Source organism: Streptomyces sp. NPDC017936, assembly GCF_044328485.1.
Taxonomy (GTDB): Bacteria; Actinomycetota; Actinomycetes; order Streptomycetales; family Streptomycetaceae; genus Streptomyces.
The window spans coordinates 660,482-672,445 of sequence record NZ_JBIRHK010000001.1 but is presented as its reverse complement, the minus strand read 5'-3'; the positions used below and the strand labels follow the sequence as shown (position 1 = coordinate 672,445).

The following is an 11,964-nucleotide window of genomic DNA, read 5'->3' as shown; positions in this document are numbered from 1 at the left end:
TGGTGCGTGACCGCCGGTTCCCCGGCCGCTCTGCACAACGCGTTCCCCGTTTTCCGCCGACGGCACGGTGTGAGGGCGACCGGCCGGGGCAGTCGGCGGAAGTGACTGGGACATCGACGGAACGCACCACGCGACGGAACGCCGGAGGGACGGCGGAGGACACCGCGAAGCACCCCGAACGGGCGGCGGACCGCAGGACACGCGTCACCGTGCTGGTGGCGCTCGCGGCCAACCTGGTCATCGCCGTCGCCAAGGCGGTCGGCGGTCTGCTCGCGGGCTCCCCGGCCCTGTTGTCGGAGGCGGCGCACTCGGTCGCCGACAGCCTCAACGAGATCTTCCTCCTCGCCGCCCTGCGCCGCAGCCGCCGCCCCGCCGACCGGCGTCACCCCTTCGGCTACGGCAAGGAACGCTTCTTCTGGTCGCTCCTCGCGGCCGTCGGCATCTTCGTCATGGGCGGCTGCTTCTCCTTCTTCCAGGGCGTCGAGGCCCTCAGGACCGGCGGCGAGGAGGAGTTCGGCGGATACGCGGCCGGTCTGACGGTGCTCGGCGTCGCCCTCCTCGCCGAGGGCGCGTCACTGGTCCGGGCCCTGTACCAGGTGCGCCGGCAGGGCGGGGTCGCCCGGCTGCGCGACCCCGCCCTGCGCACGGTCGTCGCCGAGGACGGCACCGCGGTGCTCGGGGTCCTGCTGGCCGCGGCCGGCATGGTCCTGCACATGGTCACCGGCCAGGTGGTGTGGGAGGCGTGCGCCTCGCTCGCGATCGGCGCCCTGCTCGTCTACGTCGCCTACGGCCTCGGCCGCGAGGCCCGCGACCAGCTGATCGGCGAGGCCGCCGACGTCGAGACCGACCGCCGTATCCACGCCCTGCTGGCCGCCCAGCCGGAACTCGACAGCGTGGAGGCGCTGTTCACGATGAAGACGGGCATCGACTCCGTGCTCGTGGCGGCCCGCGTCGACCTCGTGCCGGGACTGGACAGCGAGCACGTGGAGAAGGTCGCCGTCCGCATCAAGCGGTCCATCGCCGAGGCCGTGGCCGAGGCGGACCAGATCTTCCTGGACGTGACCGACCGCCTCGCCCAGGAGGCAGGAGAAAGCCCCGCCGCGACGGGGGAGCGCGGCGGGGCCTGACCTCCGGGTGCCCGGCGGGGAACCGTCCATGCAGGCCGGGTGGATTTTTCCGCGAGGTTTTTCCCCGGACGGAGCGGCCGGTCACCCGGCCGCTCCGCTCAGTCGCCGACCCGCTCCAGGACGAAGACCGGAATCTCCCGATCCGTCTTCTCCTGGTACTCGGCGTACGGCGGATACGCGGCGACGGCGCGCTCCCACCAGGCGGCCTTCTCCGCACCGGTCACCTCACGGGCCGTCATGTCCTGCTTGACCGGCCCGTCCTGGAGCTCCGCCCGGGGATCGGCCTTGAGGTTGTGGTACCAGACCGGGTGCTTGGGCGCCCCGCCCTGGGAGGCGACCACGGCGTACCGCCCCTCGTGCTCGACCCGCATCAACGGCGTCTTGCGGATCTTGCCGCTCTTCGCGCCCCGGGTCGTCAGCACGATGACGGGCAGCCCGGTGTCCTGCAGCGTGGTTCCCTCCGTACCGCCGGAGCTCTCGTACAGCTCCACCTGCTCGCGCACCCACTGGGTGGGGCTGGGTTCGTACTCGCCCTCCAGAGGCATGGCATCCGTCCCTTCGTAGGGGTCTTCGTGTCGGGGCGTCGTCCGACCGGCATCCAGTCCAACACCTGTGCGCACCCGTTTCATCCGTGACGCGCCCGACCGGCGGAGTGCGCCACGATCCCCCGGGTGACCGCTTCCGTCGGTCCTAGGCCACCATCCGCACCGCCAGCACCGTCATCACCGCGCTCGACACGAGCGCGGTGACCAGCCGCCCGCGGTGGCCGGTCAGCGCGCGGCCCAGCAGCGCGCCGCCCCCGGCCAGCAGCACCTGCCAGCTCGCCGACGCGGCGAAGGCCGCCAGCACGAACAGGCCCTGCTCCAGCGGCCGCACGGCGCCGGCCGTCCCGGTGCCGAGCACCAGGGCGGCGAAGTAGACCACGGTGGCCGGGTTGAGGAGGGTGAGGCCCAGCAGGCTCAGAAAGGCCCGGGCCGGACCGGGCGGGGGCGGTGCGGACCTCGTGGCGAGCCGGCGGGCGCGGTACCGGCGTACCGCCGTCGCCGCGCCCCGCACCGCCAGCGCGAGCAGCACCAGGGCCGACGTCCGGCGCAGCGGTCCGAGCACCGGACGCAGCGCGGCGGCGACGGCGGAGCCCCCGGCGGTGGCCACCAGGGCGTAGAGCCCGTCGGCGGCGGCCACGCCGAGCGCGGCGCACACCCCCGTGCGCAGGGACGTGCGGGCGGTGAGGGAGACGAGGTAGGTCCCGACCGCGCCGACGGGCACGGCGATGCCGTAGCCCGCGACCAGGCCGGCGACCAGCGCGGCGGTCACCGGCGCGTGCTGTCGGGCCTCCGGGGGCGCCCGGGCCGCTGTCGGCGCCGCGCCGGGGGAGCGGCGGCGGACAACGGCGGCAGCGGGGTCGCGTGAGAGAACATGGCCGGATCCTGCGGCCGGGACCCGCCCGGCGGCAACCGCATTTCCCCGGCCCCGGCGCCCCGGCCTCCGCTTTCCGCCGCGGCCCGCTCCGGCGGTCGTCCCGCCCCCGCTCGGGAGCGGCCGGTTCCGGACACGGCGCCCGATGCGTCCGTCCGGCCGAACCGCACGCCGCCGTTCCGGTGCCCGGCACGTCCCACGGCGAACGGCGCGACGCCCCGCGCCGCCCTTCGGCCGCCCGGCCCGCCCGCGCCCGCCGGCCGCGTTCCGCCGCGAACCCGGCGGCGACACGATCCGGCGGATGCTGGAGCTCCCCGTGGCCCGGTACGAGGATCACGCCATGCACATCGACATCGACACGGACGTCTGCATCGGCGCCGGCCAGTGCGCCCTGGCCGCCCCCGGCGTCTTCGCCCAGGACGACGACGGCTTCAGCACCCTCCTGCCCGGCCGGGAGGACGGCGCCGGCGACCCGATGGTCCCGGAAGCCGCACGGGCCTGCCCGGTCGGCGCGATCAAGGTGTCGGACACGGCACGGTGACCGGGGACGTCCCGCGGGACGCGCGGCCCCCTCGGCACGGAGCGATACCCGCCTCCCCGGCGGCGCGTCGGCCGTCCGCGCCCCGGCCGCCCTCCGCGCCTCTCCGGCCGGACCGGCGGAGCCGGTGATCCCCGCCGTCACCACCGCGCCCTCGGCCGGCAGGAACAGCGGCCCGGTCGGGGCGGCGGGCGGTCCCGGGTCGGCCACCGGGCCGGCGAAGCACCCCCGGAACGCCCCGGGTGAGGCTCCCGCGTGAGTAGGGTTCCCGGGTGACCTCACAGGACGACAAGCCGCCCTTCCTCTACGTCGTCGTCTGCGCCGCCGGCGTCGCCGCGGACGTCGGCGAACTGATCACCGCCGCACAGCGGCGGGACTGGCACGTCGGAGTCATCGCCACGCCCCACGCCGTGAACGGCTTCTTCGACACCGCCGCCGTCGAGGCGCGGACCGGCCGCCCGGTCCGCTCCGCCTGGCGGCGCCCCGACGACCCGCGCCCCTTCCCGGACCCCGACGCCGTCGTCGTCGCCCCGGCCACCTTCAACACCGTCAACAAGTGGGCGGCCGGCATCACCGACACCCTCGCCCTCGGCACCCTGTGCGAGGTGTCCGGTCTCGGTATCCCCGTCGGCGTCCTGCCCTGCGTGTCCGACGCGCTCGCCGCCCACCCGGCCTACCGGGAGAGCCTGGTACGGCTGCGCGGCATGGGCGTGCGGTTCGGGGATCCGCACCGGGGCCGGGAGGACGGCGCGTTCGGGTGGGAGCGGGCGCTGGACCTGATCGGGTGAGCCGCCCGGTCACCCCCGTCGCGGTGCCGCGTCCGGGCGCCGCCCGCTCGGCATACGCTTCCCCGGTACCTCACATCGACGTCAGGAGCAGCGACGATGCAGTACGTGAAGCTGGGTTCGACGGGTCTGGACGTGTCGCGGATCTGTCTGGGCTGCATGACCTACGGCCTCCCCGACCGGGGCGCGCACGAGTGGACCCTCGACGAGGAGGCGTCGCGTCCGCTCATCCGCCAGGCGCTGGAGGCGGGCATCACCTTCTTCGACACCGCCAACGTCTACTCCGACGGCACCAGTGAGGAGATCGTCGGCCGGGCGCTGCGCGACTTCGCCCGCCGCGACGAGATCGTGCTCGCCACCAAGGTGCACGGCCGGATGCGCCCCGGACCCAACGGCGGCGGCCTGTCCCGCAAGGCGATCCTCGCCGAGATCGACCACAGCCTCGGCCGCCTCGGCACCGACTACGTCGACCTCTACCAGATCCACCGCTTCGATCCGCACACCCCGGTCGAGGAGACGATGGAGGCGCTGCACGACCTGGTGAAGGCGGGCAAGGTGCGCTACATCGGGGCGAGTTCGATGTACGCCTGGCAGTTCGCCAAGATGCAGCACACCGCCGAGCGGAACGGCTGGACCCGGTTCGTGTCCATGCAGAACCACTACAACCTCCTCTACCGCGAGGAGGAGCGCGAGATGATCCCGCTCTGCGCCGACCAGGGCGTCGGGGTCCTGCCCTGGAGCCCGCTGGCCCGCGGCCGCCTCACCCGCGACTGGGGCACCGTCACCGGACGCAGCGCCCAGGACGAGTTCGGCAGCCGCCTCTACCTGGAGAGCGACCACGCGATCGTCGAGACCGTCACCCGCATCGCCGGCGACCGGGGCGTCCCCCGCGCCCAGGTGGCGCTGGCCTGGCTGCTGCGCCAGGACACGGTGGTGGCCCCGATCGTCGGCGCGTCGAAGCCGAACCACCTCGAGGACGCGGTCGCGGCGGTCGAACTGGCCCTGACCGAGGAGGAGTCGGAGGAGCTCCGGCAACCCTACACCCCCCATCCGATCGCGGGCCACTGAGGCCGCCGCACCCGGCTGCGCCCGCCTCCCGGGCTCCGGGCACGCCCGGCGGGGCTCAGTGGGGTCCGTGCGGTGTGAACTCCGTGCCGCACGGACCGGCCCCCTCGCTCTCCGGCAGGGCCACCCGCTCCCCGCTCATCGCCACCGTGCGGTAGTACGCGCCGATGCGCGCCGAGGAACGGCCCACGTAGTGGCCGATGAACGACCGCCGGAACCGCTCGCCGCTGCGGTTCGGCCGCGACCCGTGCACCAGACTGCCGTTGAAGAACAGCACGTCCCCTGGCGCCATGTCGACCGGGACCGCCGCGAGACCCGCCGGGGGCGGCACGTACTCCCGCGCGAACGACAGTCGCTCGTCCGCCTCCTGCGGGCAGAACAGGTCCATCCGGTGCGTGCCGGGAACGACCTCCAGGCCGCCGTTCTCCCGGTCGATCACGTCACAGGCCAGCCAGGCCGCCACACAGGTGCCCGGCTCCACCCGCAGGTAGAAGTTGTCCTGGTGCAGCGCCTGTCCGCGGGCGCCCGGCGGCTTGAAGTAGAACATGCTCTGGGCGGCCAGCACCTCCTCCCCGAGGAGCGCCTCCAGCACCCCCCGCAGCCGCGCGTCCAGCAGCACCCGCCGGGCGAGCGCGTTGAACTCGTGCGGCTGCATCACCCTCGGGTACGCGGCCAGCGGGTCGGCGCCGGGCCGCGGCTCGAAGTGCCCGGGCACCGGCCCGGCCGTGCGCAGCGCCGTGAACTCGGCGCGCAGCCGGTCCACTTCGCCGGGCCCGAACAGGGCGCGGACGACGGTGAAACCGTCCTCGCGGTACTCCCGCAGCCCCGTCTCCGTCAGCAGGGGCGTCCCGGCAGCGCCGGTGTCGTCCGTGACCGTCATGTGCGACCTCCCCGGTTCGTGGTCCTCGGCCCGCCGTACGCTAGGCGGACGCGAGATCCGGGAGGATGCCCGTGCGTGCTGAGGACCTGCCCCGGGCTGCCGTGCCCGGCGACCCGTCCCCGCCGCCCGGCCTGGTGGTGGCGGGCCACTTCGACCAGGGCCCGGACTACGGCGCCCACCGCCCCCGGGGGTCGGACAGCTGGCTGTTCACCTGGACGGCGGCCGGACGGGGCCGCCTGCGTCAGGGCGCCACCGAGGTCCGGGCCGCCCCCGGCGACCTGGTGGTGCTCGCGCCGGGCGTCGCGCACCGCTACGCCACCGAACCCGCCGCCGGCCGGTGGCGGTTCTGGTGGGCCCACTGCCAGGCCCGCGCCGCCTGGACACCGTGGCTGCGGCCGTACGGCGCCGGCGACGGCGTGTACGCCGTCACGCCCGTCCCGGCGGGAGTGCACGGCCGCGTCGAGGCGGCCCTCCGCAGGATGCTCGCCGACGCCCGCCGGCCCGGCGCCGGACAGCCGGACGGTGCCGCGGATCCGGACGGCACCGCGCGTCCGGACGCGGGCCGGGACATCGCCGTGGCCCACGGCGCCGTCGCCCGTGAACTCGCCCTGTGCGCCCTGGAGGAGGCGGTGCTGCTCACCACCGCCTCCGCCCGCACGCCCGCGTCCCCGCCGGGCCTGGACGACCGGGTCCGCCGGGTCCAGGACCGGATCGCCGCCGACCCGGGCGCCCCGCACACCGTCCGCTCCCTCGCCGAAGAGGTCGCGCTGTCGCCCTCGCGCCTCGCCCACCTGTTCACCGAGCAGACGGGCCGGTCCCCGATGCGGGCCCTGCGCGAGGCGCGGCTGCGGCACGCGGCGCGCCTGCTGGAGGGCACCGGGCTGACCGTGGAACGCGTCGCCGCCGCCTCGGGCTTCGTGAGCCCTTTTCACTTCGCCCGGGTGTTCCGCGCCCGGTACGGGACGCCGCCCGGCGCGTACCGGGACGGAATGCGCGCCGCAATTACCTCCCGAAAGGGACAGCAATACCGGGACCTCCCCGAAGGAGATCCGCCGCCGATAGGCACCCGGAACCTGCATTGACGTTTCGTCAAACTCCGGCGCGGGCGGTGAAAGGCGTGAAACCGCGGGATCCCTTGTTCCGTCTGCTCCGCCTGTGCGAAGGTGGGCGGTGTCGGCGCACGGACGCTCTTTTCCCGCCGTGCGCGCGAGGCGTCTCCCGTCCGCACCCCCCACGCCCGAAAGGGCTGCCCTCCGTGGACGTTCGAAACGTCGAACACTGTGCGAAAGGATTCCGGCACTGCGAAGCCGGGATCCCATACTCATTGGTATGGACTTTTATGCCGCATGTCCCCGGGAGGAATGCAGCCGTGAAAGACGCAGGCCTGTCGAATTCCCCTTCGGCGCGCCGCTTCGAGGCGACGGACGAACAGCTCGGCGTCGAGCTGAAGAACTGGACGGGAGCGTCGCCCGCCCTGCATCCCGTCGGTGAGCTGCTGGACCGGCACTGGGAAGCGGCCTTCGCCTACGCGCGGCTGTGCGCCGACGGGGAGCGGGCGGCCGGCATGCTCACCACGGCGGCCTTCACCCGGCTCTTCGGCGAGGCCCTGCGGCAGAACGGGCCGACGGCCGCCTGGCGCCCCCATCTGCTGGTCACCGTGCGCCGGATCGCCGCGGAGTGGGACTCCGACGGCCGGCGCGACCTGCTCCACCCGGAGCTGCGCTCCGCCGAGGGCGACACCGATCGCCTGGCCGCCCGGCTGCTCCCGTCCCTGCACCGGCGTCTGCTGTCCCGCGCCTTCCAGCGGCTGCCCCAGAACGCCCGCTGCCTGCTGTGGCACAACGAGGTCGAGGCCGAGCCGCTCGCCGTCCCGGCCGCCCTGCTCGGCATGGAGGACGAGGGTGCCCGCGTCGAACTGCGCCGGGCCCGCGAACGGCTGCGCGAGGAGTGCCTCGGCCTGCACCGCGAACTCGCCGTCGACGACGACTGCCACCGCTACCACCGGCTCCTCGACGCCACCTGCCGCCGGGGCGGCGCCGACGTCGACCCCGACCTGCGCACCCACCTGGACCAGTGCCGGCACTGCGCCCACACCGCCGACCAGCTCCACCAGTTCGACGCCCACCTCGGCGCCGCCCTCGCCGTGGGCGTGCTGGGCTGGGCCGCCACGGAGTACATGGCGATCAGAGCCGCCGGCGGCCCACCCGCCGGCGCTCCCGCCCACGGGACCGAGGCCCCGCGCACGGCCTTCCCGGGGGAGGCGTTCACCGACCCGCACGGGAGGGACGCCCCCACCCCGGCCGAGCGCGGCCCCGCGGCGAAGACGCCCCCCGGCCCCGGGCCGGCCCCCGACGCGGCGCCGGCCCCCGGCCCCGGACCCGCGGCCGGCGGCGGGACGGACTCCGGGCGGACGGACTCCGGGCCGCACCGGGCCGCCGCCCGCGGCCGCGCCGCGGGCCCCCGCCCCGCCGCCGGGACCCGCCCCCCGTCGCGCCGCACCGCCCAGAAGGCCGCCCGCCGCGCCCGCCGCCGCAACCTCGCGGCAGCGGTCCTCACCGTCAGCGGCCTGATCGTCCTCCCGCTCGTGGCGTGGGCCGTCCTCGGCTCCGACGACGGGGCCGCCCCGGCCGCCGGCGAGGGGACCGGACGCACCCCGGGCCCGGCCAGGGACACCGCGACCGACGGCGCCTCCTGGATCGGCGCGGGCGACCAGGTCCAGGGCACCGTGCGCGGACGCCTGCACAACGTCTCGTCCGGACTGTGCGTCGCGACCGTCGGCGGCAAGGCCGTCGAGAACGCCGAGACCCGGCTCGCCGCCTGCTCACCCGCGGCCGGGCAGCAGTGGTCCTACGAGACCGACGGGCTGCTGCGCAACGTCGCCAACCCCGATCTGTGCCTGGACTCCCGGCTCGGCTACTCCGTGCGGCTCGCCCCCTGCGCGGCGGGCGACAAGAACATCCGCTACGACTTCACCCTCCAGGGCACGTTCGTCCCGCGCGCCGACCAGAACCTCGCCCTCGCCCCCGCGGCCACCGACGGGTCGGGCGCCGTCGTCCTGAAGAACCGCGACGGCAGCGGGGCCCAGCGCTGGGTGATCGACACCTCCCCGTCCGACCCCCAGCTCCAGTTCGTCAGCTGGGGCGCCGGCGCCACCCCGGATCCCGCTCCCGCTCCCGAGGCCGCGGAGAGCCCCGGCCCGAGGCCGTCCGCGACCCCGCGTCCTTCGGCGACGAGCCCCGCGCCCGGCGCCGGCGGCACCTCCTGCTCGGCCGACGACCCGTCCTCCTGCCCGGGGAACGGCCGGCCGGACCCGGACGGACCGGGCTACGGCGACGACTCCGGCGGGCACCGCTGACCCTCGGCCGCCCTCGGCCCGGGCGCCGGTCGCCCGTGGCGCCGCGCACGGCGCCGCGCCCCCCGGCACCGGCGCGGCCTGCCGGCACGCCCGGCAGGCCGCGCGGGGCGAACCCGCCGGGGCCTGGACGCGCTCGCCACAGCCGTGGACCACACGGCGCCCCGGCGTACGCCGGGTCCGGGCCGACGGGCACCCGGGAGCAGCGCCGCGAGCACCGCCCCGGTCCCCGCCGGGGCGGCGAAGGGGACCGGGAAGAGGACCGCGGGCAGGCCGTCGACGGGTGCGCCGGCACGGCGGCCGGCGCGGCCACGCCCGACAGCGCGAGCAGGCCCGGGCCGTCGGGCGGGACGCGCCTCCGGGCGGTGTCCGGGCGGCCCCCTCACTCCTCGCCGAGCACGCCCAGCTCCGCCCAGATCGTCTTCCCGTCGGCCGTGTGCCGGCTGCCCCACCGCTGGGTGAGCTGCGCGACCAGCAGCAGCCCCCGGCCCCCCTCGTCCCAGGTCTTCGCCCGGCGCAGGTGCGGGGCGCTGTGGCTGGTGTCGGAGACCTCGCAGATCAGCGTGGAGGCGTCGTGGATCAGCCGGAGCCGGATGGGGCGGGCGCCGTACCGGATGGCATTGGTGACCAGTTCGCTCACCACCAGCTCGGCCGTGAAGCAGACCTCGACCAGCCCCCAGCGCTCCAGCTGCTCCACGACCTGCTTGCGGATCGGCGCGACGAGCGCCGGGTCGGCCGGGACGTCCCAGGTCGCCACCTGCGAGGCGGGCAGCCCCCGGGTGCGGGCGAGCAGCAGGGCCACGTCGTCGGAGGCGCCGCCCCTGGGGAGCAGGGCGTGCAGGACGCGGTCGCAGGTCTCGTCGAGGGAGTCCACGTGCCCGGCCAGCGCCTCGCTCAGCATCCGGTGGCCGGCGTCCACGTCCCGGCGGCGGGACTCGATCAGGCCGTCGGTGTACAGGGCGAGCACGGAACCCTCGGCGAGCTCCAGCTCGGCGGACTCGAAGGGCAGCCCGCCCAGGCCCAGCGGCGGCCCGGCCGGCAGGTCGACCTGGCGCGGTGGACCGCCCGGCGGCAGCAGCAGGGGCGGGAGGTGCCCGGCCCGGGCGAGGGCGCAGCGCCGTGACACCGGGTCGTACACCGCGTACAGGCAGGTCGCCCCGACCTCGCCGGGGCTGCTGCCGTCGCCGCCCGCCTCCTCCGACAGCCGGACCACCAGGTCGTCGAGGTGGGTGAGGAGCTCGTCCGGGGCGAGGTCGATGTCGGCGAGGGTGCGCACGGCGGTGCGCAGCCGGCCCATGGTGGCCGAGGCCTGCACACCGTGCCCGACGACGTCCCCCACCACCATCGCGACCCGCATCCCGGACAGCGGGATCACGTCGAACCAGTCGCCGCCCACCCCGGCGCGGGCGGCCGGCAGGTACCGGGAGGCGGCGTCGACGGCGGCGGTCCGCGGCAGCGTGCGGGGGAGCAGGCTGCGCTGGAGGGCCAGGGCGGTCTCGCGCTCACGGGAGTAGCGGCGGGCGTTGTCGATGCACACCGCGGCGCGGGCGGTGACCTCCTCGGCCAGCAGCACGTCGTCGGGCGAGAAGGGCTCCGGACGCCGGTGGCGGGTGAAGACCACGACCCCGAGCGTGGTGCCGCGGGCCTGGAGCGGCACGGACATCGTGGAGTGGATCCCGAACTCCTTCACCCGCCGCGCGCGCCGTTCGTCCCAGGAACGCCAGTCGTCCAGGTCGCCGGTGGGAATCGCGGCCGCGACCGTGCGGCCCGCGATCAGGGAGGCGGCCTGCGGGGAGGCCGCGGGGTAGACGTCCAGCCGGCCCGGTTCGACCACGGCCTCCGGGGCGCCCGGGCTGACCGAGTGGTGGGCCACCCGCCGCAGGGCCACGGGCGGGGCCGGCGGGACGGTGGTCTCACCGCCGTGCTCCTGGGGGTCCAGCAGGTCGACGGTGACGAAGTCGGCCAGCGCCGGCACGCACACCTCGGCCAGTTCCTGGGCGGTCCGGGTGACGTCGAGGGTGCTGCCGATGCGCACGCTCGCCTCGTTGACCAGTTGGAGCCGCTCCCGGGCGAGCACGTACTCGGTGAAGTCGTGGACGGTCACGCAGACGCCCCGGACCCGTCCGGGGGGTCCGGTGAGCGGCGCCAGCCGGGCCAGCCAGGCGTGCGCCCGCTCCTCGCCCCTGGCCTTCATGAACGTCTGCATCTCCTGGTGCTCGCCGGTGGCGAGGACCAGGCGCAGGTACTCCTCGATCTCCCGGTTCTGCGGCCGGCTGCCGACGTCGCTCGCGCGCAGCCCGCGGATCCGCGCGGAGGGCAGCTGGAGCAGGTCGGCCATGGCGTCGTTGATCCCGCGCAGCCGCAGCCGGTCGTCGAAGATCATCGCGGCGCACGGCGACTGCGCGAGGGCCGCCCGCACCAGCTCGTCCTCCTCGGGCGCCGGGTATCCGGCGCGCAGCGGCGTCACGGCCAGCCAGGTCGCGCGCCCACCGTCGCCCGGCGCCCTGCGGTGGGCGAGCACCCAGACGGACACGGTGTGGCCGTCGCGGTGGCGCAGCGCCAGGGTGCCGGTCCAGCGGGTGTCGTGGGGCTCGGGGGGCCGGACGCCGCCGGCCAGCAGGGCGGCGGCCGGCCGGCCGACGACCTCGGCGGGCTCGTAGCCCAGCAGGTGGCGCGCCCCCTCGCTCCAGCGGGCCAGAGTGCCGTCCTCGTGGATGACCGCCCGTGCCGTCGAGGCGTCGTCGAACGGGTAGTCCGGGCTCATCGTCCCCACTCCATCGCGGCCACTCACAGTGAACAGG

The 11,964-nt window shown here is 75.9% G+C and carries 10 protein-coding genes; 6 read left to right on the top strand and 4 right to left on the bottom strand.

The window, feature by feature from the left end; translation table 11 throughout:
• The first annotated feature begins 209 nt into the window (after positions 1-209).
• Entirely contained in the window at positions 210-1,127 is a 918-nt protein-coding gene (locus tag ACH4F6_RS02720; protein ID WP_397958211.1) for a cation diffusion facilitator family transporter, read from the top strand.
• A gap of 98 nt (positions 1,128-1,225) precedes the next feature.
• Here the strand turns inward: ACH4F6_RS02720 and ACH4F6_RS02715 are convergent, their stop codons facing one another.
• Positions 1,226-1,672, bottom strand: a complete 447-nt coding sequence (locus ACH4F6_RS02715; RefSeq protein ID WP_397958019.1) for a nitroreductase family deazaflavin-dependent oxidoreductase — start codon at positions 1,670-1,672, stop codon at positions 1,226-1,228.
• Positions 1,673-1,817: 145 nt separating this feature from the next.
• Entirely contained in the window at positions 1,818-2,441 is a 624-nt protein-coding gene (locus ACH4F6_RS02710; protein WP_397958018.1) for a LysE family transporter, read from the bottom strand.
• Positions 2,442-2,844: 403 nt separating this feature from the next.
• Between ACH4F6_RS02710 and ACH4F6_RS02705 the strand changes: the two genes are divergently transcribed.
• From ACH4F6_RS02705 to ACH4F6_RS02695, 3 genes are all read left to right on the top strand, one after another.
• Entirely contained in the window at positions 2,845-3,084 is a 240-nt protein-coding gene (locus ACH4F6_RS02705) for a ferredoxin (RefSeq protein ID WP_397958017.1), read from the top strand.
• 269 nt (positions 3,085-3,353) lie between these two features.
• Positions 3,354-3,869 (top strand): flavoprotein, encoded by a 516-nt coding sequence (locus tag ACH4F6_RS02700; RefSeq protein WP_397958016.1) that lies wholly within the window; start codon positions 3,354-3,356, stop codon positions 3,867-3,869.
• Between the two features lie 96 nt (positions 3,870-3,965).
• Positions 3,966-4,934 carry an aldo/keto reductase gene (locus tag ACH4F6_RS02695; RefSeq protein ID WP_397958015.1) on the top strand — a complete coding sequence of 323 codons (969 nt, stop codon included), beginning with the start codon at positions 3,966-3,968 and terminating at the stop codon, positions 4,932-4,934.
• A 55-nt stretch (positions 4,935-4,989) separates the two neighbouring features.
• Here the strand turns inward: ACH4F6_RS02695 and ACH4F6_RS02690 are convergent, their stop codons facing one another.
• Positions 4,990-5,811, bottom strand: a complete 822-nt coding sequence (locus ACH4F6_RS02690) for a phytanoyl-CoA dioxygenase family protein (protein WP_397958014.1) — start codon at positions 5,809-5,811, stop codon at positions 4,990-4,992.
• Positions 5,812-5,876: 65 nt separating this feature from the next.
• Between ACH4F6_RS02690 and ACH4F6_RS02685 the strand changes: the two genes are divergently transcribed.
• A complete protein-coding gene (locus ACH4F6_RS02685; protein ID WP_397958013.1) occupies positions 5,877-6,893 on the top strand; it encodes a helix-turn-helix domain-containing protein in 1,017 nt (338 codons plus the stop codon).
• A 287-nt stretch (positions 6,894-7,180) separates the two neighbouring features.
• Positions 7,181-9,166, top strand: coding sequence for an RICIN domain-containing protein (locus ACH4F6_RS02680; RefSeq protein ID WP_397958012.1), 1,986 nt, complete (start codon positions 7,181-7,183; stop codon positions 9,164-9,166).
• A 379-nt stretch (positions 9,167-9,545) separates the two neighbouring features.
• Here the strand turns inward: ACH4F6_RS02680 and ACH4F6_RS02675 are convergent, their stop codons facing one another.
• The gene (locus tag ACH4F6_RS02675) at positions 9,546-11,927 is read right to left on the bottom strand and encodes a SpoIIE family protein phosphatase (RefSeq protein WP_397958011.1); all 2,382 of its coding nucleotides are present in this window, start codon (positions 11,925-11,927) and stop codon (positions 9,546-9,548) included.
• Between the last annotated feature and the right edge of the window lie 37 nt (positions 11,928-11,964).